Source organism: Lentzea sp. NPDC054927 (assembly GCF_053610285.1).
This window is the reverse complement of sequence record NZ_JBSGXZ010000067.1, coordinates 1-23,725: the sequence shown is the minus strand read 5'-3', so window position 1 is coordinate 23,725 and position 23,725 is coordinate 1. Positions and strand designations below refer to the sequence as shown.

At 68.0% G+C, this 23,725-nt stretch carries 23 protein-coding genes; 13 read left to right on the top strand and 10 right to left on the bottom strand.

What is annotated here, in order from left to right; genetic code table 11:
• The first annotated feature begins 38 nt into the window (after positions 1–38).
• On the top strand, positions 39–722 hold the full coding sequence (locus tag ACWGE0_RS43680; protein ID WP_452266740.1) for a DUF3159 domain-containing protein: 684 nt from the start codon (positions 39–41) through the stop codon (positions 720–722).
• Here the strand turns inward: ACWGE0_RS43680 and ACWGE0_RS43675 are convergent.
• The 6 genes from ACWGE0_RS43675 to ACWGE0_RS43650 all read right to left on the bottom strand — a co-directional run bounded on the left by ACWGE0_RS43675 (position 668) and on the right by ACWGE0_RS43650 (position 5,902).
• A complete protein-coding gene (locus tag ACWGE0_RS43675; protein ID WP_452266739.1) occupies positions 668–820 on the bottom strand; it encodes a DUF397 domain-containing protein in 153 nt (50 codons plus the stop codon). The two genes, ACWGE0_RS43680 and ACWGE0_RS43675, sit on opposite strands and share 55 nt — an antisense overlap.
• A complete protein-coding gene (locus ACWGE0_RS43670; RefSeq protein ID WP_452266738.1) occupies positions 820–1,653 on the bottom strand; it encodes a helix-turn-helix domain-containing protein in 834 nt (277 codons plus the stop codon). The genes ACWGE0_RS43675 and ACWGE0_RS43670 overlap by 1 nt, the downstream gene beginning before the upstream one ends.
• A 90-nt stretch (positions 1,654–1,743) precedes the next feature.
• Positions 1,744–2,610, bottom strand: a complete 867-nt coding sequence (locus tag ACWGE0_RS43665; protein ID WP_452266737.1) for a CPBP family intramembrane glutamic endopeptidase — start codon at positions 2,608–2,610, stop codon at positions 1,744–1,746.
• A 66-nt stretch (positions 2,611–2,676) separates the two neighbouring features.
• Positions 2,677–4,038: a class I adenylate-forming enzyme family protein gene (locus tag ACWGE0_RS43660; RefSeq protein ID WP_452266736.1), complete on the bottom strand. Its 1,362-nt coding sequence runs from the start codon at positions 4,036–4,038 to the stop codon at positions 2,677–2,679.
• Positions 4,035–5,108, bottom strand: coding sequence for a 3-dehydroquinate synthase II family protein (locus ACWGE0_RS43655; RefSeq protein ID WP_452266735.1), 1,074 nt, complete (start codon positions 5,106–5,108; stop codon positions 4,035–4,037). Before ACWGE0_RS43655 ends, ACWGE0_RS43660 begins: the two co-directional genes overlap by 4 nt.
• The gene (locus tag ACWGE0_RS43650; protein WP_452266734.1) at positions 5,105–5,902 is read right to left on the bottom strand and encodes a 2-amino-3,7-dideoxy-D-threo-hept-6-ulosonate synthase; all 798 of its coding nucleotides are present in this window, start codon (positions 5,900–5,902) and stop codon (positions 5,105–5,107) included. The genes ACWGE0_RS43655 and ACWGE0_RS43650 overlap by 4 nt, the downstream gene beginning before the upstream one ends.
• A gap of 204 nt (positions 5,903–6,106) precedes the next feature.
• Between ACWGE0_RS43650 and ACWGE0_RS43645 the strand changes: the two genes are divergently transcribed.
• Positions 6,107–7,015 carry a LysR family transcriptional regulator gene (locus ACWGE0_RS43645; RefSeq protein ID WP_452266746.1) on the top strand — a complete coding sequence of 303 codons (909 nt, stop codon included), beginning with the start codon at positions 6,107–6,109 and terminating at the stop codon, positions 7,013–7,015.
• On the opposite strand, the gene ACWGE0_RS43640 is transcribed toward ACWGE0_RS43645, so the two are convergent.
• The gene (locus tag ACWGE0_RS43640; RefSeq protein ID WP_452266733.1) at positions 7,010–7,933 is read right to left on the bottom strand and encodes an N-acetylglucosamine kinase; all 924 of its coding nucleotides are present in this window, start codon (positions 7,931–7,933) and stop codon (positions 7,010–7,012) included. The genes ACWGE0_RS43645 and ACWGE0_RS43640 overlap by 6 nt on opposite strands.
• A gap of 51 nt (positions 7,934–7,984) precedes the next feature.
• Entirely contained in the window at positions 7,985–10,531 is a 2,547-nt protein-coding gene (locus ACWGE0_RS43635; protein WP_452266732.1) for a S8 family serine peptidase, read from the bottom strand.
• Between the two features lie 382 nt (positions 10,532–10,913).
• Between ACWGE0_RS43635 and ACWGE0_RS43630 the strand changes: the two genes are divergently transcribed.
• From ACWGE0_RS43630 to ACWGE0_RS43590, 9 genes are read left to right on the top strand one after another with little or no spacing between them, the layout of a single operon-like run.
• Positions 10,914–11,768 carry a fumarylacetoacetate hydrolase family protein gene (locus ACWGE0_RS43630; protein ID WP_452266731.1) on the top strand — a complete coding sequence of 285 codons (855 nt, stop codon included), beginning with the start codon at positions 10,914–10,916 and terminating at the stop codon, positions 11,766–11,768.
• 3 nt (positions 11,769–11,771) lie between these two features.
• Positions 11,772–13,082 (top strand): enolase C-terminal domain-like protein, encoded by a 1,311-nt coding sequence (locus ACWGE0_RS43625; RefSeq protein ID WP_452266730.1) that lies wholly within the window; start codon positions 11,772–11,774, stop codon positions 13,080–13,082.
• A complete protein-coding gene (locus tag ACWGE0_RS43620; protein WP_452266729.1) occupies positions 13,075–13,827 on the top strand; it encodes an SDR family NAD(P)-dependent oxidoreductase in 753 nt (250 codons plus the stop codon). Before ACWGE0_RS43625 ends, ACWGE0_RS43620 begins: the two co-directional genes overlap by 8 nt.
• 14 nt (positions 13,828–13,841) lie before the next feature.
• Entirely contained in the window at positions 13,842–14,876 is a 1,035-nt protein-coding gene (locus ACWGE0_RS43615; RefSeq protein ID WP_452266728.1) for a sugar ABC transporter substrate-binding protein, read from the top strand.
• The gene (locus tag ACWGE0_RS43610; protein WP_452266727.1) at positions 14,876–16,366 is read left to right on the top strand and encodes a sugar ABC transporter ATP-binding protein; all 1,491 of its coding nucleotides are present in this window, start codon (positions 14,876–14,878) and stop codon (positions 16,364–16,366) included. The genes ACWGE0_RS43615 and ACWGE0_RS43610 overlap by 1 nt, the downstream gene beginning before the upstream one ends.
• The gene (locus ACWGE0_RS43605) at positions 16,363–17,379 is read left to right on the top strand and encodes an ABC transporter permease (RefSeq protein ID WP_452266726.1); all 1,017 of its coding nucleotides are present in this window, start codon (positions 16,363–16,365) and stop codon (positions 17,377–17,379) included. Before ACWGE0_RS43610 ends, ACWGE0_RS43605 begins: the two co-directional genes overlap by 4 nt.
• A 3-nt stretch (positions 17,380–17,382) precedes the next feature.
• Entirely contained in the window at positions 17,383–17,694 is a 312-nt protein-coding gene (locus ACWGE0_RS43600; RefSeq protein WP_452266725.1) for an L-rhamnose mutarotase, read from the top strand.
• A complete protein-coding gene (locus ACWGE0_RS43595) occupies positions 17,691–18,647 on the top strand; it encodes an aldo/keto reductase (protein WP_452266724.1) in 957 nt (318 codons plus the stop codon). Before ACWGE0_RS43600 ends, ACWGE0_RS43595 begins: the two co-directional genes overlap by 4 nt.
• The gene (locus tag ACWGE0_RS43590; RefSeq protein WP_452266723.1) at positions 18,644–19,474 is read left to right on the top strand and encodes an amidohydrolase family protein; all 831 of its coding nucleotides are present in this window, start codon (positions 18,644–18,646) and stop codon (positions 19,472–19,474) included. Before ACWGE0_RS43595 ends, ACWGE0_RS43590 begins: the two co-directional genes overlap by 4 nt.
• Here ACWGE0_RS43590 and dapA read toward each other — a convergent pair.
• The gene (gene dapA, locus ACWGE0_RS43585) at positions 19,471–20,328 is read right to left on the bottom strand and encodes a 4-hydroxy-tetrahydrodipicolinate synthase (protein WP_452266722.1); all 858 of its coding nucleotides are present in this window, start codon (positions 20,326–20,328) and stop codon (positions 19,471–19,473) included. The genes ACWGE0_RS43590 and dapA overlap by 4 nt on opposite strands.
• A 71-nt stretch (positions 20,329–20,399) precedes the next feature.
• On the opposite strand from dapA, the gene ACWGE0_RS43580 reads away from it, so the two are divergent.
• Complete coding sequence (locus ACWGE0_RS43580) at positions 20,400–21,278, top strand: LysR family transcriptional regulator (RefSeq protein ID WP_452266721.1); 879 nt, start codon at positions 20,400–20,402, stop codon at positions 21,276–21,278.
• A gap of 142 nt (positions 21,279–21,420) precedes the next feature.
• Here the strand turns inward: ACWGE0_RS43580 and ACWGE0_RS43575 are convergent, their stop codons facing one another.
• Positions 21,421–22,095, bottom strand: coding sequence for a FadR/GntR family transcriptional regulator (locus ACWGE0_RS43575; RefSeq protein ID WP_109631436.1), 675 nt, complete (start codon positions 22,093–22,095; stop codon positions 21,421–21,423).
• 189 nt (positions 22,096–22,284) lie between these two features.
• Between ACWGE0_RS43575 and nagA the strand changes: the two genes are divergently transcribed.
• The gene (gene nagA, locus ACWGE0_RS43570; protein WP_452266720.1) at positions 22,285–23,484 is read left to right on the top strand and encodes an N-acetylglucosamine-6-phosphate deacetylase; all 1,200 of its coding nucleotides are present in this window, start codon (positions 22,285–22,287) and stop codon (positions 23,482–23,484) included.
• Positions 23,485–23,725 lie beyond the last annotated feature (241 nt).

Here is a 23,725-nt window from a genome sequence, read left to right as displayed (position 1 = left end):
GTTACCTGACTTAGGTTCGCCTAAGGCACCCTGGAACCATGACCGACGTGCGCCAGGAGTCGCTCGCATCACTGCTAGGAGGCCGAGGCGGCGCCCTCGACGCCTCCCTGCCGCCGCTGGCGTTCGTCGCGGGCTGGCTGATCTGGGGACATTCGATCGGCGCGGGGGCCGTCGTGGCCGTCCTGTGCGGCGTGGTGATCGGCGTCGTCCGGGTCGTGCGCGGCGAGAAACCCCGAGCCGTGATCCTGTCGGTGCTGCTCGTCGTGGCAGCCGCGTTGGTGGCGCTCTACACGGGGCGCGTCGAGGACTTCTTCCTCATCCAGCTGCTGTCCAACGTGGCCTCGGCCCTGGCGTGGGCGGGCTCGATCGCGGTGCGCTGGCCGTTGCTCGGCGTGGTGGTGGGGACGCTGCTCGGGCAGAAGACGCGGTGGCGCCGAGATCCTGCCCTTTTGCGCGCTTACTCGGTCGCGTCGTGGGCTTGGGTCGGTCAGTACGTGCTGCGGGTGGCGGTCTTCACGCCCTTGTGGCTCGACGCCCAGGTGTTCTGGCTGGCCACGCTCCGGGCCGCGTTGTCGTGGCCGCTGCAGATCGTCTGCATCCTGGTGTCGGGGTGGCTGCTGAAGCGGGCGCTACCAGCGGACCACCCCGGGTTCCGGCATCCGCAGGATCAGACCAAGGACTTGAGGAAGGCCGACCAGGCGGCGGGCGAGACCGGGACGTGAGTGCTCGGGGCCTTGCTGTCCCGGATGCCTACGCCGTTGCCGATCTCGACGCAGTTGTCGCTGCTGGCGCTGTAGCTGCTCTTACGCCACGTGGTCATCAGAGACCCTCCAAGATGTTGTCGATCACCGCCCTCGATTCTTCCTCACTCAGTGCGACGGCCGCGAGAGCCGTCAGGATGTCCTCGTGGACCTTGACGGTCTCCGTGTCGTCGAAGAACAGGCAGGAGTTGACGCTGTCGATGTAGACGACGGGCGGGTACTTCGGGAACTTCATCACCCGGAAGTCACCACACACGCCCGCGTGTGCGCCGATTGAGCGAGGAATGATCCGCAGGCTGATGTACTTCCGCACCGACATCCTGAGCAGGTGGGCGAGCTGCTCACGCCACACCTCCGGGCCGCCGACCGGCAGCAACAACGCCTGCTCGTGCACGAAGAACGTGAACTTTCGGCCTGGTTCCAGGATGTTCGCTCGCGCTGCTCTGGCAGCGGCGATCTTGGGGACGTCGTCCGCTTCGATCACCGTTGAGTGCTCTGCGATCACGTAGCCGTACTCGAGTGTCTGCAGCAGGCCCGGCACGAGGATCATCGACCAGCAGGTGATCTCGTTGGCGTCCTTCTCATGATCGATCAGTGTGCGGACCTGATCCGGCAGGCCGTCCTCCGGGATCTGGAGCCAGGCGTTCCCAGACTCGTGGAACAGCTCCAGCAGGTGCTCGCGTTCCTCGACCGTGGCTTGGCAGTAGCCGAGCAGCAGCACGACTTCCTGCTCGGTCACGCCGCCCTTGCCGAGCGTCATGTCCGAGATCTTGGCTTCCTGCCAGCCGAGCAGCTCGGCGAGCTTGCGGTGGGTGAGACCGGTTCTGGCGATGATGGCGCGAATGCCGTTGCCGAACTCCCGCCCCACCACGCTGGACGATCTTTTGGGCATGGTCGGAAACTAGGCCTGGTACGGGCCTCAGCTCCATCGTTTCCGGCCAAATCTGCCTGAAGGTGGGAGCGCATGGAGCGGCTCCATGTTTCAGGATCTTGCCGGCCGCGGGCGGATCTGGCCGGCCCTGGCGGCCTTGCGCAGCAGCAGGACGGCGGGAACCAGGCAGATCACCAGCGAGAGCGGGCTGGCCTCCGGGCCGAACGCGCCGCCGGTGAGCACCGACGGGCCGGAGAGCACGGTCTGCAGCAGGCCGTTGGGCACTTCGTTCGTACCGGACACGGCGATGCCGAAGACGCCGGCGTGGGTGAAGTTCCAGCCGAAGTGCAGGCCGATCGGGAACCACAGGTTCCTGGTGGCGACGTAGGCAGCGGCCATCATGGTGCCGCCCGTGAGGCCGATGGCCAGCGCGCCCCAGAAGGTGGCCTTGACGTTGAAGATGTGCGTCATCCCGAACAGCAGCGAGGACACCACCAGCGCGATGACTGTTCCGGCGCGCTCTTCGAGAACTCGGAACAGCACGCCGCGGAATAGCACCTCCTCCATGACGGCGACGCTCGCCATCATCCCCGCGATGCCGAGGAATCCGGCGAAGGAGCCCCAGGAGACCTGGTCCACGCCGCCGAAGACGAGGATCACCAGGAGCAGGGCCACGAACAGCCCGAAGCCGATCAGCGCTCCCCGTCCCAGGCCACACCACCTGGTCTCCGCCGCCAGCTCCGGCAGGTCGTCGCGGACCTCGACGACCGTGGAAAGCCACCGGTAGCAGGCCACCCCGGCGACGGCGAGTCCGAGGCCGACCGGCAGCGCGAGCAGCGGCAGCGGTGCGACCAGCAGGTTGATCCCGGCGAAGGCCAGCATCACGACGAAGAGCACCACGAACAGGACCGGGAACCGGAACCTGCGCAGCCGTCGCCGACCGTCGGAAAGTGCTGTGGGGGAAGGGGAAGCGTCCATGCGGATCAACCTAGGGAGGCCGCTGGGTCGTCACATCCCGCTGCGGCGGACACCGCAGGTAGCTCTTCAGAGGGACACGCCGGCCAGCACGCTCGGGTTGCGGATCAGTTTGCCGCTCGACGTCCTGGGCAGCGTGTCCATGACGTGGATGTGCGCCGGGAGCTTGAACTCGGCGAGCCTTTCCGTGCACCACTCCGACAACGCCTGTGCTGTCAGTGTGTCGCTGGTGGTGCCCACGTACGCGCGGATGTCCGCCGCGCCCACCGCGACGACCTCGGTCACCTGCGGGTGTCCGCGCAGGACGTGCTCGACCTCGGTCAGGTCGACCTTGTTGCCGCGCACCACGACCAGCGAGTCGGCGCGGCCGAGCAGCCGCAGTTCGCCGTCGGCGGTGAACTCGCCCCGGTCGCCGGTGCGGAACCAGCCGCCGGAGAACCGTGCCGGGTCGTTCTCGGACAGGTAGGGCGTTTCCTTCAGCGCCACCTCGACGAGTCCGTCGCGGACGCGTGCCGTGATGCCCTGCATGGGTTTTCCGACCGACGGGCGGACCGTGCCGTTCACCGCGATGGTCAGCGCGCCGGTCTCGGTGGTGCCGAAGCATTCGCCGACCGGGAACCCGTAGGCGGCGGCGAACCTGTCGGCCACGTCCTGCGGCATCAGCTCGCCGCCGGCGAAGGCGCCGCGGACCGTGCGCAACGAGTCGCGGTCGGGCGAGGAAGCCAGTAGATCGAAGTGGAACGGCAGACCCGTGACGAAGTCGACCTCGTGCGTCCGCGCCTGGCGCAGAATTGCTTCTGCGGAAGGCTTTTCCGCGAACACCAGGTGCACGCCGGTCGCCAGCGAGTGCAGCAGGCCGCCGATCAGGCCGAAGCTGTGGGCGGGGGAGTTCAGCAGCAGGAGGCGTTCGCCGCGCCTTGCCATGCCGTCGGACGCGACGAACCGCGCCACCTCGTCGACGAGTGACTCGGTGCTGCGGCCGATCACCTTCTGCCGGCCCGTTGATCCGGAGCTGAACTGGACGAGCCGGTGCGGGGTCGTGGCGGGGACGCCGGGTGCCTGTTCGATCACGAGGCCATAGCGCTCCTGGAAACCGTTGGCATGACTGCCACTCGGATGCACGAGGAACTCGGGACGGGTCAGCTCGTGCAGGACGTCGACCTCGGCCGGTCGCAGCCGGTGGTCGATCGAGACCACCCTGGCGCCGATGCTCCACAGCGCCAGCACCGCCTCCAACTGGCTGAAGCTCGGCGGTACCTGGACCGCGACCGTGCTGCCGTCGCGGATCCCCGCTGCTTCGAACCGGGTGGCTTCGGCGGAGATGTCCGCGCGCAGCAGGCCGTGCGTGACGGTGTTGCGGTGGCTGAAGATCGGCACTTCGTCGCCGTGCCGGTGCAACAGGTCGGTGATGAACTCGCGCATGTCTTTCATGACTCCTTGCAGAACTCGCCGATCGGGAGGCCCACGTGCCGTTGCTCGGTCGCGATGTGGCCGAGCAGCTCGTCGCCGCGCTGGAGCTCGGTCACGTTGAGGACCTTGCCGCCGGGACCGAGCACGCGGACGTGCCAGTCGTCCTGCACCATCAGGTGGACCTCGACACCCTCCGGCGAGCGCGCGGTGATGGTGAGCATCGGGCGTGACTCGAGCTTGGCCCTGCCGACGGTGATCTCGCGGGTGCGGCCTTCCGCGTTGACGGCGAGGACCTTGCTGCCCGACCGCAGTTCGGACAGGTAGTTGGTGCGGTTCGCCGGGCCCAGCACGTAGGAGTGCAGTGCGCCCGCGTTGACCCGGAACGGCCGTGTCGGCATGTAGGGCAACGGATGCGTTTCGCTGCAACAGAGGATGAAGCCCGACGAGAACGATCCGACGAGGATGCCTTCGTCCTCCTGGAAGTGCGAGGCCGTGTCGACGCAGACCCGGTCGCCGAGGCCGTTGTGCGTGAGCGCTTCCACGGTGAGCGTGGTCAGGGTCAGCGGCGGGGACGTGACTTCCAGCAGCCGGGCCAGTTTGAACACGTCGGTCGCGTCCCGCGGGGCCATCAGCACGCCGTCGGAGCCGTGTTCCAGGCATTCGAGGACGATTGCGGCCTCGACGAGGTCGGCCACGACGGTGATGAGCTTGCCCGGTGCGCCGTCCGCGGCGGCGATCACGATCTCCAGCGGGATCTTCGTCGGGTCGGTGAACGCGACGACGGTGTGGTCGAGCCGTTCCGCTGCGGTGCAGGCGAGTTTGAGCGTGCGGTCGTCGCTGACCGTCACGAATGCTGCGTTGCCCGGCAACCGGTCGAGCTGATCCTGCTCGTGCACGACCACGGTGACCAGGTGCGGGCTGTCTGTTGGTGCATCGGTGATCAGCACGCGGGTGATCGTCGGCGGCAGGTCGTCGAGCACTGCGGGATCGTCCGAGACGACTCCGGCGATCCGGCTGTGCACCGCCGCGTCGATCACGGCGGTCCGGTGCGCTTCCGGCACGGTTCTGAGGTCGATCCAGGCGAACTTCACCGGTTCTCCAAGGTAGCGGTCAGTGCGTGCATGAGGCTTGCGTCGGTGGGCGCGTGGACGATCGACGCCAGCTCCGCGACCAGTTGCATCGGCGTGGGCGAGGTGAAGACCCGCCGTCCGACGGCGAGACCCGAGCAACCCGCCGCCATCGCGACGCGGGCGTGGCCGGCCAGGCTGTTCGCCGAGGCCGGGCCGCCCGCGACGATCACCGGGATCGGGCAGCTGGCGACCACCTCCGCCATGTCCTCGGCGGGGCTCGCCAGGTTGGTCTTGACGATGTCCGCGCCGAGGTCCGCCGCGATGTTGACGACGTGGGCGAGGAGAGCGGGATCCTTGGCGTCGCCGATGCGAGGCCCGCGCGCATAGATCATCACGACCAGCGGGACGTTCCACGAGTCGCACGCGGCCGCGACCGTGCCGAGGTCGGTGAGCTGGCGCGACTCCGTGTCGGAGCCGATGTTGACGTGCACGCTCACCGCGTCGGCGCCCAGCCGCAGCGCCTCGTCGACCTCGCCGACGAGCACCTTTGCGTTGGCGTCGGCCATGTGCGCGGTGCCGGCGCTCAGGTGGACGATCAGCGCACATCCGCCCAGCACGGCAGGGTTGATGGTGCGCACGCGTCCTTTGTGGACGATGATGGCGTCGGCCCCGCCCAGCACGATGGCGTGGATCAGGTCCTGCCACCGGTCGCGCGGCACCACCGGACCGTCCGAAACGCTGTGGTCCAACGGCACGAAGAGGTACCTGTCGTCGTGCGGACGGGAAAGGCGTCGCAGCCGCAACGCTTTCCTCATGGCGCTCACACCCCCTGGATCGTTTGGTGTCAACAGCAGGGTGGGGCAGTCCGCGCGCACAGCGGCAGGTGTGAGGTGCCGATAATTCCCGAGTTATCGGCCTGTTAGAGCAATGGCGCTTACAACGGCGACAGAGCGTCATCTGGTGACACCCGCGTGGCCGTGTTTGTGGATCGGTAACTGTCCTAGGCTTCCTCGGTGCGAATGGAGCTGAGACATCTGCACGTGGTGCTGACCGTGGCGCGAGCAGGCAGCATCAGCCGAGCCGCCTCGCAGCTGAAGATCGCGCAGGCCGGGCTGACCGCCCAGGTGAGGCGGATCGAGGCGTGTCTCGGCGGCCCGTTGTTCCTGCGTCGCACCGACGGCGTCGAGCTGACCGAACTGGGACGCCACGTCGTGCTGCGGTCCCAGGACCTCGTGGAACGCTTCGACGACCTGCTCGTGACCTCGCACAAACTGGCAGGACGCGGCGACTCCGGCATCCGGCTCGGCGGCGTGGCGGGCGCCCCGACCGCGCTGCTGGTCGGCGTGGTGCGCGAGATGCTGCCCGGCCTGCCGCAGACCACGCACATCGAACGCGGCGGCGACGCGGTGCTGGAACTGGTGCGCGCGGGCGAGCTCGACCTGGCCCTGGTGGTGGAGTTCCCGCGCAGCCCGTTGAGGTTCCCGAAAGCGGTCGGCCTTCGTGGCCTGGTCACCGAACGAATGCTGATCGGCGTGCCGGTGGGCCACCGGTTGTCCGGCCGCAGCGAGGTGCTGCTGTCCGAGCTGGCCGGTGAGGAGTGGGTCGTTCCGGACGAGAACCACGGTGGCCGGCTGAACCTGGACCTGGCCTGCGAGGCGGTCGGGTTCACGCCGCGGTGCGCGCACTTCGGCGTCGACCCGGTGGTCGCGGCCGACCTGGTGCGATCGACCGGTGCCGTGGCCGGGTTCTTCTCCGGTCACGACCTGCCGGGGGTGCTGCTCAAGCCGATCATCGGCAACCCGCTGCACCGGCGGATCACGTTGGTGTGGAACACCGACGCCGCCGAGCACGTGGACGGGGTGCACGCCGGACTGCTGCGCGCCTACCACGAGCGGACCCCGCACTCGGGCCGGTTGCTGGCGTCATGACCTGCTGGGCCGCGGTGCGTCAGGTCCGAGCACGTCCACCGCTGCCAGCCAGGCCGCGCCCGCCGCACCTTCCGTCGCCATGATCACCTGAGCGTTGCAGCGGGTGAGGAGTTCCTGCTTGAGGTGCACGCCGACCGGAGTCTTGATCAGGCTGCCGACGAGCACGATCGGCGAGGTGTCGGACGGTTCGCGCACCGCGGAAGCCGTGTTGGCGAGCAGCTGGGCAGCCGTTGCCACGATCGTCAGGGCTTCGGGGTCGCCGTGGTGGTAGGCGGAGCTGACCAGCGGGGCGAACTGAGCGAGTTTGATCGGCGGCTGCGCGTTGACCGCGTTGATCAGCTGGCCGCGGTTCTTCGCGCCCGCGGCGGTGAGAACGGCGGTGGCCAGGCCTTCGAGGGGCGCGTCCAGGTCGATCAGGCGCAGGGCGGCGCGGACGGCTTCGCGGCCCAGCCAGAACGCCGAGCCGTCGTCGCCGATCAGCCAGCCGTAGCCGCCGGACTGGCCGACCATGCGGTGGTCGGTGATGCGTCCTGCGATGGAGCCGGTGCCCGCCACCAGGACCGTGCCGTCCGGGGACGAGGTGCCGGTGGCGAAAGCGGCCTCGCAGTCGGTGACCACGCGCATCGGGCAGTGCAGGCCCGCGCGTTCCCAGGCCTCCTGGAAGAGCGCGGACACGGCCGGGTCCGCCATCTTCGAGGCGCCGGCCATGCCCAGGACGCCGGAACGGACCTTGCGGGAATCGAGGCCGTCCAACGCTTCCACCAGCGCCTCGCCTATGTGGGCGGCGGCGACCGATGGCGGGTGCGAGTTCGGGTTCGCGCCGCCCGCCAGGCCCTGGCCCAGGCGGGCGCCGTCGAGATCGAGCACCAAGGCCCTGGTTGAGGTGCCACCAGCGTCGAGTCCCACGACCAGATCCATAAAAGCCGAGTATGCCGAGGGACGCTCACCTGGGGCACACCCAACCGGGTATCACCTCGTCAGCGCTCGGTTACCCGTTGCGTTGTGGTGGAAGAACATCAACGATCCAGAAGGAACTTGATCACCCGGATGTACCACAGTGGACAGTGACGGGACGATCAGTTCGTAGGCGAACGTGGCAGACGGCGCAACGTCGACGAGCTCGTCCGCGTCGCCGGGCGCGGTGTACGGGCTCTGCACGCCGACGGTGTAGGTCACCGGGCCGGACGGCAGCGAAGAGCGCGAAACCGGCAGTACCACGACGTCGCTGTCGAACACGTTGGTGTCGGACGAGCCGTCGAATCCGTTCAGCGGCTGCTCGTCCACGACCTCCTCCGAGCCGGCGACCACGGTGCGGGCCAGCCAGATGTCGGCGGTCACGTCGCCGTCCGGGTTCGTCGGCTTCACGGCCGTCGTCACGAAGTCCTTGCCGCCCACCGAGAACCTGACCTCGGGCTGCATGTTGCTGCCGAGGTTCGCCCAGGTGCTCCACGTCGCGACGCCGAACGCCAGCAGGTCCGGCGTCGCCGTCGCACCCACATAACGCAGGTCGCCGCCGCGGGCCGTGCGGTTGACAGCGCAGTTGTCCTGCACGTCAGGTCCGCAGTCCGGCAGCTGTGGAGAGGTCGCGCCGAGCTGCAGCACGGTCAAGCGCGCCTGGTAGTCCTGCTGGTCGAGGCCCTGGCCGGCGACTCGGCCGGACACCACCTTCAGCCGCGACACCGGCTTCGGCGCCGCGTAGACGGGCACCCGCAGCGAACGGTCGCCCGAGAACGTCACCAGCCCGGACGCCTCCGCCAGGAACTGACGGCCTTCGTCCAGCGCGACGGTGGGGTCGGGGGTCTTGCGCAACGCCGCCGGGTTCGCGATCCGCAGCTGCACGGTCACCGACGCCGAACCGTTCGGCGGCAGCACCACGTACGGCGTCGCGACCTCGAAGGACACCCCGGGCACGGCGGTGATCGGCTCGTAGCGCGCCTGCAGGCGGACGGTCTTCGTGCCCTTGTTCACCAGCCGGATCGTTCGACCGGTCAGCACCGGACCGCTCACCTCAACCGTGCCGAACGACGCGTCGCCCACCGCCAGCACGTCGGAGGACAACGCCGCGAGCGCGTCCACCCGGCCGGCGCCGACCCGCATCGGGGCCTCGCGCACGCCGTCAGCCGACCGGATCACGCCGGAAGCGGTGTTCATCAGCGCGGCCTTGACCTCCGCGACGGTCCACTGTGGATGGGTTTCGCGCAGCACCGCCGCGATCCCGGCCACGTGCGGCGACGCCATCGAGGTGCCGCCCATCGACACGCCGTCGGACGCGGTGCCGGAAGCGGCGGAGAAGATCGTGTCGCCCGGCGCGGCCACCGCGATCGACGAACGGGATCGCGACGAAGAAGGGGTGATCGTGTCCTCGATCGCCGGTTCCACCGACGGGACCGCGCGCTTCAAGGCATCGGTCAGGTGCACGGACAACGTTCCGGCCTCCAGCGCCGGACGCAGTGCGGTGGCGGCGGACGCCGTCAGCTGGAACGCCGGAATGTGTGCATTGCCGGCGATCCCGGCGGCGAACACCGGCAACGACGTCGGCAGCAGCACCCCGGCCGCGCCGGCCTTCCACGCGTTGTCCGTCCGCGCCCCGGAACCGCAGGCGCGGGTCGCGTCGTTGTCGTCCCACTCCAGCCAGACGATCTTCCCGGTCAACGGCTCGGAGATCGGCTTGCAGCCGTCCACATCGGACGTGAGCCGCACGACGGGCAGCGTGAGGTCGAGTGGCCCCTTGTAGTTCTGGCTGTACTGCCCTGCCCACTGCTTGCCCTGCGCCTCCAGCCCGTCCAGCATCGAGAACGAGTCACGGCTGTTCGCCACGGAGATCGCCTCGGGCGCGTTGCCCGGCGACCCGGCCACGTCGTAGAAGTCGCCACCGTTGCCGGCCGCCGCCACGACGACCACGCCGTGTTCGACGAGCTTGCGCACGAACAGCGCGTCCGGGTCGTCCGCGGCGCCGAAGTCGCTGCCCAGCGACAGGTTCACCACGTCGAGCTTGTCGGAGAAGTCGCCGTCGCCGTTGGGGTCGAGCGCCCAGTCCAGCGCCTGCGCGGTCAGGTTCGTGCCGCCCTCGCAGCCGAACACCTTCAACGCGTAGAGCAACGCCTTGGGAGCCGTACCAGGCCCGATCTTCAGCGAGTCGAGATCGACCGACGAGTACGAGCCGCGGTAGGTCGTGCCGTCGGCGTTGACCCCGAACCCGGCCGCGGTGCCGGCGACGTGCGTGCCGTGGCCGTCGCAGTCCAGCGGGTCGGCGTCCGGTTCGGGCAGCGAGCCGGACTTGCCCGTGTAGGCGTCGCCCGCGAAGTCGTGGCCGCCGACGACCTTGGCGTTCGGGAAGGTGCCGCCGCCGAAGTCCGCGTGCCGGTAGTCGATGCCGGTGTCGATCACGCCGATCCGGACACCGTCGCCGAACCGTCCCAGCGACTTCCAGGCGTCGAACGTCCGGGTGAGACGGACGGCGTGCGCGTTGGTGAGCTTCTTCGGCGTCATCCGGTGTACCGCGCGCACCTCGGGCATGCGCGACAAAGCAGACAGACGGGACTTGTCCGCAGACAGGACGACGCCCGGCACCGCGTTGGACGTTCGGGCAACCTCGCGTCCGCCAGACCGGGAAACAACCCGGGACACCTGCTCCGAGGTCGTGTTTCTGGCTGAACGCGCCTGTGTAACGGTGCCCGCGTCGACCGCTGCGGCCGAGGTCAGCTCCACGAAAACGGTTACGGGCTCCGTTGGGCCGGATGGCGTGAGCAGTGCGCCCGCCAGGAGTGATGCGGCCACGATCTTCATGATCGACTCCCATTAGTCATCGGACGACTTCACGTCAGGATCTAGACGAACTAGGTCTCGCGGGGCTATACATCCGATGTATTTCGGCGGTGTGAGTAGAGGAGGAACGGCCGTGCAGCTTCTGCGCCTCGGGCCGGTCGGCGATGAACGTCCTGCAGTGAGGACCGACGACGGGACCACATACGACCTCCTGCCGATCACCCCGGACATCGACGGGGCGTTCCTCGCGAACGACGGTGTGGCTCGCGTCCGGGCGGCCCTCGAAGGCGGCGAACTGGGAGCACTGAGCACCGACGGAGTGCGGGTCGGGTCGCCGCTCGCGCATCCGGGCAAGGTCATCTGCATCGGCCTCAACTACCGCGACCACGCGGAGGAGACCGGCGCGGACATCCCGGGCGAGCCGGTGATGTTCCTCAAGACGCCGGACACGATCGTGGGCCCGTACGACGAGGTGCTCGTCCCGCGCCGGTCGGTGAAGACCGACTGGGAGGTGGAGCTCGGCGTCGTCATCGGGCGCACCGCTCGCTATCTCGAGTCCGAAGAGGACGCTCTGGCGTGCGTCGGCGCGTACGTGCTCTCGCACGACGTTTCCGAGCGGGAGTTCCAGATCGAGCGCGGCGGGACGTGGGACAAGGGCAAGAACTGCGAGACGTTCAACCCGCTCGGCCCCTTCCTCGTGCCTGCCGACGAGATCGCCGACCCGCAGAGCCTCGAGATGCGGCTCTGGGTGAACGGCGAGATCAAGCAGAACTCGTCCACCAAGAACATGATCTTCCCGGTGGCGGAGATCGTGCGCTACCTCAGTCAGTTCCTTGTCCTTCGACCGGGTGACGTCATCAACACGGGTACACCCGCTGGTGTCGCGCTCGGCCAGCCGGAGCCGAAGCCGTACCTGCGCGCCGGCGACGTCGTCGAGCTGGAGATCGAGGGCCTCGGCAAGCAAAAGCAGACCCTCGGGCAGGCCTGACCCATGCCCAAGATCACCGCACTGGACGTGCTGGACATCCGGTTCCCCACGTCCCGCGAGCTCGACGGCTCCGACGCGATGAACCCGGACCCGGACTACAGCGCCGCCTACGTCGTGCTGCGCACCGACGACGGACCGGAGGGCCACGGGCTCGCGTTCACCATCGGCCGCGGCAACGACGTGCAGGCCGCCGGGATCAAGGCGCTGGCACCGCACGTCGTCGGCAAGGACGTGCCGGAGGACGCGAAGGCGCTGGCCGAGCTGTACTTCGAGCTGATCGGCGACTCGCAGATCCGCTGGCTCGGCCCCGAGAAGGGCGTCGCGCACATGGCGATCGGCGCGGTCGTCAACGCCGCGTGGGACCTCGCCGCGCGCCGCGCAGGGTTGCCCGTCTGGCGGTTCCTCGCCCAGATGACGCCGGAGGAGATCGTCAGCCTCGTCGACTTCCGGTACCTCTCCGACGCGATGACGCCCGACGACGCGCTGGAGATCCTGCGCAAGATCGAGCACAGTAAGGCCGAACGAGCGGAAACCGTTGCCCGCGAAGGATATCCGGCCTACACGACGTCACCCGGCTGGCTCGGCTACTCCGACGAGAAGCTCGCCGGACTCGCGCGCCAGGCACTCGCCGACGGCTTCGACATGATCAAGCTCAAGGTCGGTGGCAGCCTCGACGACGACGTGCGCCGGATGAAGCTCGCCCGCGAGGTCGTCGGCGACGAGGTGCGCGTGGCGGTGGACGCGAACCAGCGCTGGGACGTCGACACGGCGGTCCGATGGATGCGTGAGCTCGCGCCGTACGACCCGTACTGGATCGAGGAGCCGACCTCACCGGACGACGTGCTGGCGCATAGGGCGATCGCCGACGCGCTGGCGCCGATCCGGGTCGCCACCGGTGAGCACGTGCAGAACCGCGTGGTGTTCAAGCAGATGCTGCAGGCCGGCGCGATCGACGTCCTGCAGCTCGACGCCTGCCGGGTCGCCGGGGTGAACGAGAACATCGCGATCCTGTTGCTGGCCAAGAAGTTCGACGTCCCGGTGTGCCCGCACGCCGGTGGTGTCGGCCTCTGCGAGCTGGTCAGGCACCTGTCGTTCTTCGACTACGTCGCGATCTCCGGCGAGGTCGGCGAGCGCGTGATCGAGTGGGTCGACCACCTGCACGAGCACTTCCTGGACCCGGCCGTCGTCGAGAACGGCCGTTACCTGGCACCCGCCGCGCCGGGATTCTCCGCTCAGCTCAAGGACGAGACGCTGTCCGACTACCTGTACCCGGAGGGTCCGGTGTGGACAGCACTGGAGGGCGAGAATGACTGACTTCGAAGGCCTTGTCGCCGTCGTCACGGGTGGCGCGTCCGGCATCGGCCTCGCCACGGCGAACCTGCTGTCGTCGCGCGGTGCGACGGCGGTGGCGCTGGATCTCAACCCGGACGTGAAGGACCCGCTGGTCGGGATCCGCGCGGACGTGTCCGACGACGAGAGCGTCAAAGCCGCGATCGACGAGGTCGTGGAGCGGTTCGGCCGCCTCGACGTCGTCGTGAACAACGCGGGCATCGGTTCGCAGGGCGACGTGGCGGCCAACTCCGACGACGAGTGGCTCAAAGTGCTCAACGTCAACGTGCTCGGCATGGTCCGGGTGTCCAGGGCCGCGCTGCCGCACCTGCGCAACTCGCCGTCCGCGGCGATCGTCAACACCTGCTCGATCGCTGCGTGGGCCGGGCTCCCGCAGCGTGCTCTCTACTCGGCCAGCAAGGGCGCGGTGTACTCGCTGACGCTCGCGATGGCCGCCGACCACGTCCGCGAAGGCATTCGCGTCAACGCGGTCGCTCCCGGCACGGCGGACACCCCGTGGGTGGGCCGTCTGCTCGACTCGGCACCGGATCCGGCCGCCGAACGAGCCGCGTTGGAGGCACGCCAGCCGCACGGCCGGCTCGTCTCCGCTGATGAGGTAGCGGGCGCGATCGCTTATCTGGCGAGCCCGTTGTCCGGTTCCACCGCCGGCACCATTCTGGCTGTCGACGGTGGCATGTACGGGTTGCGCCTGCGCCCCAAGCAGTCATGAAAGGCCAAACAACGATGAAGCGTCGCAACCTCACCGCCGCGGTGTGCCTCGCGCTCGCCGGTGCACTCACCCTGACCGCCTGTGGCGGTGGCGCCAGCGGTACCGGCGCCAGTGGTGTCGGCCCGATCGGCGCCGACCACCCGCGGGCCGACTCCGACTTCTGGAACTCGTACATCAAGTACTTCCCGGACAAGGCCAAGGAACTCGGCGTCAACCTGCTGAACCCCACCAACTCGCAGAACAAGGTGGAGAACCTGGTCGCCAACGCGCAGTCGCTGCAGTCGCAGGGCGCCAAGGCGATGGTGATGGCCCCGCAGGACACCGGCGCGATCGCGTCCACTTTGGACCGCCTCGACAAGGCCGGCATCCCGGTGGTCACCGTCGACACCCGCCCGGACAAGGGCAAGACCTACATGGTCGTGCGCGCGGACAACAAGGCGTACGGCGAGAAGGCCTGCAAGTTCCTCGGTGACAAGCTCGGTGGCAAGGGCAAGATCGTCGAGTTCCAGGGCGCGCTGTCGTCGGTCAACGGCCGTGACCGCTCCGAGGCGTTCGCCGCCTGCATGAAGCAGAACTACCCCGGCATCACGGTGTTCGAGGAGCCGACCGACTGGGAGGGCGCCAAGGCGTCCGCGGCCCTGCAGACTCGTCTCAATCAGCACCCGGACATCAACGGCATCTACATGCAGGCCGGTGGCGTGTTCCTCGCGCCGACGCTGCAGGTGTTGAAGCAGAAGAACATGCTGGTCCCGCCGACCGATCCCAAGCACGTCTTCATCGTCTCCAACGACGGCATCCCGTCCGAGCTGGAGGCGATCCGCAAGGGTGAGATCGACGCGACCGTCTCGCAGCCGGCCGACCTCTACGCGAAGTGGGCGCTCTTCTACGCCAAGGCGGCCGTGGAGAAGAAGACGTTCCAGCCCGGCAAGACCGACCACGACTCCACGATCGTCGACGTCGGCGGTGGCCGTCTCGAGGACCAGCTGCCCGCGCCGCTGATCACCAAGGAGAACGTGGACGACAAGGCGTTCTGGGGCAACCAGATCTGATGAACGAGTACGCAGCCATCGCACGTGGCGTGACGAAGCGGTTCGGGCGGACGCTCGCGTTGGACGACGTGGGCATCGAGATCCGGGCCGGTGAGTCGCACGCGCTCGTCGGTCGCAACGGCGCGGGCAAGTCGACGTTGGTCTCGATCCTCACCGGCATGCAGACGCCGGACGCGGGCGAGGTCACCTTCTTCGGCGAACCCGCGCCACCCGTCGCCGACAGCGCGGCGTGGCGTCGGCACGTCGCCTGCGTGTACCAGAAGTCGACGGTCGTGCCGGATCTGTCGGTCGCCGAGAACCTGTTCATCAACCGGCAGGACCTCGGCGGCGGGCTGATCAAGTGGAAGAAGCTGCGGCACCAGGCTGCCGAGCTGCTGGAGACCTACGACGTCGCGGTCGACCCGAACGCGTTGGTGTCCACGCTGACCGTCGAGCAGCGCCAGTTGGTCGAGATCGCGCGGGCGCTGTCGATCGGCTCGCGGTTCGTGATCCTCGACGAACCGACCGCGCAGCTCGACGGCCCGGCGATCGAGCGGCTGTTCGACCGGATGAGGTCGTTGCAGGACAAGGGAGTGACGTTCCTGTTCATCTCCCACCACCTGCAGGAGGTCTACGAGGTCTGCCAGACGGTGACGGTCTACCGCGACGCGCGGCACATCGTCACCGCTCCGGTGGCCGAGATGTCCAAGCCCGACCTGATCGAGGCGATGACCGGTGAGGCCGGTGGACTGAACGTGCCCAGCGGCGACGACCGGCCGTCGTCCTCGGATCAGGTGCTGACCGTGACGTCGTTGAGCGGGGAGCACTTCTCGGACATCTCACTGTCGGCGACGCGCGGCGAGGTCATCGGGCTCGCCGGCAGTGCGTCGTCGGGCAAGCACGAGTTCGCCGAGACCGTCTACGGGCTGCGCAAGCCGTCCGTCGGCACGATCTCGGTGAACGGTGCCGCGGTGCGCGGCGGTGACGTTCCGGCGGCTCTGAAGGCCGGAATTGGCTGTGTGCCACGGGATCGGCACCACCAGGGGCTCGTGCTGGACCTGTCGATCGCGGAGAACGCGACGATGAGCACTGCCGGTTCGTTCGTGTGGCCGTCGGCGCAGCGTTCTGCGGGTTCGACGGCGATCGCCTCGTACGACGTCAAGGCCGCCGGACCGGACCAGCCGGTGTCCGACCTGTCCGGCGGCAACCAGCAGAAGGTCGTGATGGCGCGGGCACTCGCCGGCGACCCGTCGGTGCTGGTGCTGATCAACCCGACCGCGGGTGTCGACGTGAAGTCGAAGGAGTCGCTGCTCGGGGTGGTCGACGCGCAGGCGCGCCGGGGCAAGGCGGCGATCGTCGTCTCCGACGAGCTGGACGACCTGCGGGTCTGCGACCGTGTTCTGGTGCTGTTCCACGGCCAGGTCGTGCGCGAGTTCGCACGGGGCTGGCGCGATCAGGAACTCATCGCGGCTATTGAGGGAATTGCCGAAGGAATGGACACAGTGGAATGACGAAGGCCATGACTCCGCCGGTCTCGGCGCCCACTCCTCCGGGGAAGCAGAAGTTCCAGTTCGCGAGGTACCAGGACCTCGCGCTGGTGCCGGTGATCATCATTCTGCTGATCATCGGTGCGGTGTTGTCGCCGATCTTCCTGACTCCCGGCAACCTGATCGCCGTGCTGACCCAGCAGAGCGAACTCTCGCTGCTGGTGCTGGGCCAGGCGATGATCCTGATCGTCGGCAAGATGGACCTGTCGCTCGAGTCGACGGTCGGTCTGGCGCCCGCGCTGGCCGTCGCGTTGATCATTCCCGCGTCGGCCGGTGGGCTGGACGTCGGGCTCGCTGCCTGGCTCGCGCTGCCGTTGTGCCTGCTGATCGGGGTGGGAATCGGTGGCCTGAACGGGTTCCTGATCCTGAAGGTCGGGTTGTCCGGGTTCATGGTGACCCTGGGCATGCTGACCATGCTGCGCGGTCTGCAGCTCGCGATCACCGAGGGCAAGTCGCTGATCGACGTGCCGGAGTCGTTCCTGTACCTGGGTTCCACGACCTGGCTCGGGCTGCCGGCGGCGGTGTGGATCTGCATCGTCTGTTACGCGGTGGGCATCTTCGTGCTGAAGTACCTGCGCGCCGGTCGTTCGCTGTACGCGATCGGCGGCAACTCGGAGGCCGCGCGTGCCGCCGGTATCCGGGTGGACCGGGTGGTGTGGATCGTGCTGATCATCGGTTCGGTGCTGGCCGTGGTCGCGGGCATCCTGATGACCGGGCGGTTGGGGTCGGTGGCCGCGACCCAGGGCGAGGGCATGATCTTCCAGGTCTTCGCGGCGGCGGTGATCGGCGGAATCTCGTTGCAGGGCGGAAAGGGCACGCTGTTCGGCGCGCTGTCCGGTGTGCTGATGCTGGGGCTCGTGGAGCAGATCCTGCGGTTGCAGGGCGTGTCCGGCTTCTACATCAAGGCCTCGTACGGCGCGGTGATCATCCTCGCGCTGATCGTGACCCGGTTCGCCACCGGTCAGAAGCAGGAGTGAGGGTTGGAGACCGTTGCGCTGCACACCCGGCTTCGCGAGGGGCGAGAGGCTGACTACGACCGCGTTCACGCCACCATTCCTCTGGAGCTGGACGCTGCTCTGCGCGAGGCCGGGGTGCGTTCGTGGCGGATCTGGCGGTCCGGGCGCGAGCTGTTCCACCTGGTCGAAGTCGACGACTATCGCGCGATGAGGGCGTATTTGTCCGAGCATCCGGCGAACATTCCGTGGCAGGCTGAGATGGCCGAGCTGCTGGAGGTCGAGGACGACTACTCCGGTGCTGAACCCGATGTGCGACTCGTGTGGGAGCTGCCGTGAAGGTTGCTGTTTCTCGTCTGGGCTTTGGTGCCGCGCCGATCGGCAACCTGTACCGGGAGATCTCGGACGCCGAGGCGTTCGGTGCGGTCGAGGCTGCCTGGCAGACCGGGGTTCGCTACTTCGACACCGCGCCGCACTACGGGCTCGGGCTGTCGGAGCGGCGGCTGGGTGTCGCGCTGGCCGGGCGGCCGCGCGACGAGTACGTGATCTCGACGAAGGTCGGGCGGTTGCTGGAGCCTTTTGACGGTTCTGGGCTCGACGACGAGGGGTTTGCGGTGCCCGCGCACTTTCGACGGGTGCGGGACTACTCGGCGGACGGGGTTCGGCGGTCTATCGAGTCCTCTTTGGAGCGTCTCGGGACTGACCGAGTGGAGATCGTTTACATCCACGATCCCGATGACTACTGGGATGTGGCTTTTGGTGAGGCCTATCCGGCGCTGGAGGAACTGCGGTCGCAGGGCGTCGTCGGTGCCATCGGCGTCGGCATGAACCAGTGGGAGATGCCGGAGCGGTTCGTCCGCGAGACCGACATCGACGTGGTGATGCTGGCCGGGCGGTACACGCTGCTGGAACAGCCGTCGCTGGCGTCGTTCCTGCCGTTGTGCGTCGAACGCGGTGTGTCCGTGGTGGCCTGCGGTGTCTTCAACTCCGGTCTGCTGTCCAAGCCCGTGGTGGCCGCCGACGCGAAGTACAACTACGACGACGCGCCTGCCGCACTGGTCGCGAGGGCACGGGCGATCGCGGAGGTGTGCGGGCGGCACGGCGTGACGCTGCCCGAGGCGGCGATCCAGTTCGCGCTCGGACATCCCGCGGTGGTGTCGGTGGTGATCGGGTCGCGGACGGCGGAGCAGATGACCGCCAACGCCGCGTACTTCGCCGCGGAGATCCCCGCGGACCTGTGGAACGAGCTGAAGGCGCTGAACCTCGTCGACCCGGAGGTGTCGACGCCGTGATCGTCGATGCCCACCACCACCTGTGGGACCTGTCCGTGCGGGATCAGGACTGGATCACCGATCCGCCGATGGGTGTGATCCGGCGGTCGTTCCTGGAGCCGGACTTCGTCGCCGCGGCACCTGAGGTCTCGACCTCCGTGCTGGTGCAGACGGTGTGCGTGCCGGAGGAGACGCCGGAGTTTCTCGCGGTGGCTGCTTCTTCTGGGGTTGTCGGCGCGGTGGTGGGCTGGACCGATCTGACTTCCCCGGCTGTCGGCGATGAGCTGGAGTCGTTGGTGGGAGGCCCTCACGGGTCGTGGCTGCGCGGGATTCGGCACCAGGTTCAGGGTGAGCCGGATCCGGAGTGGTTGTGCCGCAAGGACGTGTGGAACGGGCTTGCGGCCGTTGGCTCCGCCGGGCTGATTTATGAGCTGCTGACGTTGCCGCATCAGTTGCCGGCTGCGCGTCGGACCGTGGCGGCGTTGCCGAACGTTGGCTTCGTGGTGGACCACTGCTCGAAGCCCGCGATCGGATCCGGTGTGGGGGAGTGGGCCGAGCTGATCCGGTCGCTGGCGGCGCACGAGAACGTGACGTGCAAGCTGTCCGGCCTGGTCACCGAGGCTGACTGGAAGTCGTGGGACGTGGCGTTGTTGCGGCCGTACTTCGAGGTCGTGCTGGACGCGTTCGGGCCGGAGCGGTTGATGTTCGGCTCGGACTGGCCCGTGTGTTTGCTGGCGGCCACCTATGACGAGTGGCTTGGGGCGGCTCGGGAGTTGGTTTCCGAGCTGTCGCCCGACGAGCAGGCCGCGATCTTCTCGGGCACTGCTCGCCGGGTCTACGCGCTTTAGAACAGAGCCTTCAGCTCGTTGATCAGCTTCGGCGTGGCCTCGGCGAGCGGCTCGCGGACCGGGCCCGCCGGGAGGCCGAGCAGGTTGAGCGCTGCCTTGACGGCGACGGCACCGGGCTCGCGGGTCATGATCGCGGTGATCACCGGCAGCAGGGCCTGGTGGCGGCGCAGGGCTTCCTTGTTGTCGCCCTCGTCGTAGGCGTCGAGCATCGCCTTGATCTCGTTGCCGACGACGTGTCCGACGGTGCTGACCGTGCCGACGCCGCCGATCGAGTACAGCGGCAGGATCAGCTCGTCGTTGCCGGAGTAGAAGTCGAGGCCGGTCTCGGCGATGACGCGGGCGGTCGCCAGCAGGTCGACCTTGCAGTCCTTCACACCGACGATGCGCGGGTGCTCGGACAGCCTGAGCAGCGTCTCCGTCTCGATCGCCGTGCCCGTGCGGCCGGGGATGTCGTAGAGCAGCGCGGGCAGGCCGGACGCGTCGGCCACCTGCCGGAAGTGGTTCTCGACGCCCTCCTGCGTGGGCTTGCTGTAGTACGGCGTCACGACGAGCAGCCCGTCCGCGCCGTTCTGCTCGGCGCTGTGGGCGAGCTCGATGGTGTGGCGGGTGGAGTTGGTGCCGACGCCCGCGAGGATCTGCGTCTGGTGGCCGACCGCTTCCTTCACGGCCTTGATGACCTGCGCCTTCTCGGCGTCGGTCGTGGTCGGCGCCTCACCGGTCGTGCCGTTGACGACCAGCCCGTCCACGCCTTGTTTGTCGACGAGGTGCGCCGCCAGCTCCTGCGCACCCTTGAGGTCCAGGTCACCGTCGGGGGTGAACGGGGTGACCATCGCTACCAGCACTCGTCCGAACATGACTCCAGCGTGGCTCTAGTCTTCGCAAAGTTCCAGTTAGAAGTTCTGTTCGGAACGTTAAGCTGAGCTTTGTGTTGGACGTACGGCGGCTTCGGCTGCTCCACGCTTTGTCGGTTCACGGCACGGTCACCGCGGCTGCGGAGGCCCTGCACGTGACCTCTCCGGCGGTCTCCCAGCAGCTCGCGGCGCTGGAGCGTGAGGCTGGGGTCGCTTTGGTCGAACGGGAGGGGCGGAAGCTGGTTTTGACGCGCGCAGGCCACGTGCTGGCCGCTCACACGCAGCTGGTCCTGGATCAACTGGCCGCGGCCGAGGCAGATCTGGCTTCGCTGCGGACGTCCGTGTCCGGCGTGGTGCGTGTTGGGACGTTCGTGTCGGTCGCCGCCTTGCTGCCACGGGTGATCCAGGTGCTGCGCTCGGCGCACGGGTCCGACGTGGAGCTGTTCGTGCACGAGATGGAACCGGAGGCGTCGCTGCCCGCGTTGCGGCGCGGGGACATCGACATCGCGGTCATCCACTCGTACAACATCATGCCGCGCTCACTGCCTACGTCGTGCGAGTCGCACGAGCTGTTCGTAGAGCCCGTGAACGTCGCCCTGCCGTTGAGCGATCCGTTGGTGCAGCAGGATTCTGTCGATCTGGCGGTGCTGGCCGACCGGCCGTGGATCATGCCGCGCACTGACGCGTCGTGCCACGAGCTGACCCAACGGGCGTGCGGCGCCGCGGGGTTTGTGCCGCGTGCGCAGGCCTATTGCGATGACTTCGGGGTGATGTGCGGGCTGGTCGAGGCTGGTCTGGGGGTGGCGTTGGTGCCGTCGGTGGCTCGGCGGCCTGGGGTGGCTTTGCGGCCGTTGAAGCAGGAGGTTTTTCGGACCGTTTCGGCTGTGGTGCGGCATCGTGCGGATGGGCAGCCTGCGGTGCGTGCGGTGCTGGAGCAGCTACGCCAGGTCTGACGGCGTCTGCAAGTACCACCAACCCAACATCAACAGGCACACAACTACACCCAACCTGTTCGACGATCGTCGAACAGGTTGGGTGTAGTTGCAGGCGATTCGATCAAGAGTTGGTGGTACTTGCAGACGCCCGAACTAGCGGTCAGGCCAGGTCGGAGAGCCACTGCTCGACGCCGGCCACGTGCACCGTCGACCAGCTGCGCGCGAGTTCTGGCTGGTGGGCGGCGAGGGCGTCGACGATGGCGCGGTGCTCGGCGACTGTGCGGTCCACGGCGTTGGACTGGGTGATGCCGCGCCAGATGCGGACGCGGACGGTCGGGCCGGCCAGGGTGTCCAGCAGTTGGGCCAGGTAGGCGTTGCCGGAGCACTGGGCGATGGCGCGGTGGAAGTCCAGGTCGTGTTCGACCAGTTCCTCGACGGACTTGGCGGACTCGGCGGCGTCGCAGAGGGCGCGGAGCTTGATGACCTCGTCCGGGTCGATGCGCTGGGCGGCCATCGCGGCGGCGGCGGGCTCGAGGATGCGGCGGACCTGGAGAACTTCGAGTACCGAATCTTCGCCGCGGTGCAGGTCCAGCACGAAGGAGAGTGCGCCTAGTAGGTCGTCGGCGCGTAGGGATGAGACGTAGGTGCCGTCGCCCTGGCGGACGTCGAGTACACGAACGAGTGACAGCGCTTTCACGGCTTCGCGCAGGGAGTTGCGCGACAGGCCGAGGCGTTCGGCCAGGTCAGCCTCACGCGGGAGGCGGTCGCCGGGCTTGAGCTCGCCCGAAACGATCATCTCCTTGACCCGCAGGATCGCGTCGTCAGTGACTGCCACGGCACCCTCAACTCGTTGTAGACCTCGGATGTCTGATGACCAGTATGCGCCACGGATGTTCATCTTCGGCGCAGGACGGCACAGTTGGCCCTGATTCACATACTGTTATGTGGGATGGTTATCTCTTAACGAGGCGTGACGTGAACCCCTGTTGTCGCCATAATGGTCTGGACCATTCTAGGAGGGATCTTGGACGCCGTTGTCGCAGCACCGCGCGCTTTGCTCGGTCGCACGATCGTCGGTCCTGCCTCGGTGCGGATCAGGGACGGCCGCATCGTCGAGGTGACCACCGGTGAAGCACCACCCGGCGCGGAGGTCCTCTCCGATGGACTGCTCACACCAGGGCTCGTCGACGTCCAGGTGAACGGCGCCGTCGGCGTCGACTTCGCCGAGGTGGACGCCGACGGGATGCGGTCCGTGGCCGAGGCTTTGCCTTCCACCGGTGTGACCCGGTTCCTGCCCACGTTGATCACTGCGCCGGTGGACGTGGTGCTGAGGCAGGCACGTGCCGTGCTGGCTGCTTCTGCCGCGCTGCCGGACGGGGTGGGGGCTCGGCCGCTCGGGGTGCACCTGGAAGGGCCGTTTCTGTCGCCGAAACGGGCTGGGGTGCACGATCCGTCGTTCATGGTCGAGCCTGGGCCGGACCAGATTTCGGCTTTGCTCGACGATGACACGTTGAGGCGGGCGTTGCGGATGGTGACGTTGGCGCCTGAGCAGCCTGGTGGGTTGGAGGCTGTGCGCCGGCTGGTCGAGGCCGGGGTGCTGGTTGCCGTGGGGCATTCGGATGCCACCGGTGAGCAGACTCGGGCCGCGGCTGATGCCGGGGCGCGGATGGTTACTCACCTGTTCAACGCGCAGAGGCCGTTGGGGCATCGGGAACCTGGTGTGCCCGGGGTGGCGTTGGTTGATGAGCGGTTCACGCTCGGGCTGATCGCGGACCTTGCTCACGTGGGTCCTGACGTGTGCCGGCTCGTTTTCAACGCGGCCGGGGCGCGGGTTGCGCTTGTCACGGATGCCGTTGCGGCAGCAGGGATGCCGCCTGGCAGGTACCACCTTGGCGGGGCGGATGTGCTGCTCACTGAGGATGGAGTTCCTCGGTCACCGGAAGGCACGATCGCCGGTTCGGCGCTGACGCTCGACCGGGCGGTTCGGAACATCGTGTCTGTGGGTGTGCCTGTGGCGGACGCGTTGGCTTCGGCGACGATCGTGCCGGCTGAGGTGATCGGGGAGTCTGGGCTTGGACGGCTCGCACCGGGTGCTGTCGCGGACTTGGTGTGGTGGGACGACGACCTGAGGCCTAAGAAGGTTTGGGTTGACGGGCGAGTTGTCTTTGACGCTGCTGTGCCTGCGTTGCCTGTCGCTGCTGGGTACGCGACTGCTGGGCAGTAGGTGGTCGGGTTGCGTTGGGCGTGTCCCGTTTAGGGATTTCGGGGCTCCGCCCCGGACCCCGCCAATCTGATCAAAGACCTGCCCACGCCACGCGTGGGTTGATGGCACGCCTGTTGCGTTGGGCGGAGTTGCGTTGCGTAGGTGGTGCGGTTCGGGTGGGTGGTCCCGTCACGAGCCGTACCAGAGCGCGCCACATCTGAGGAGGGGTGGGTGAACGCAGAAAAAAAGTTGTACTTTTAAA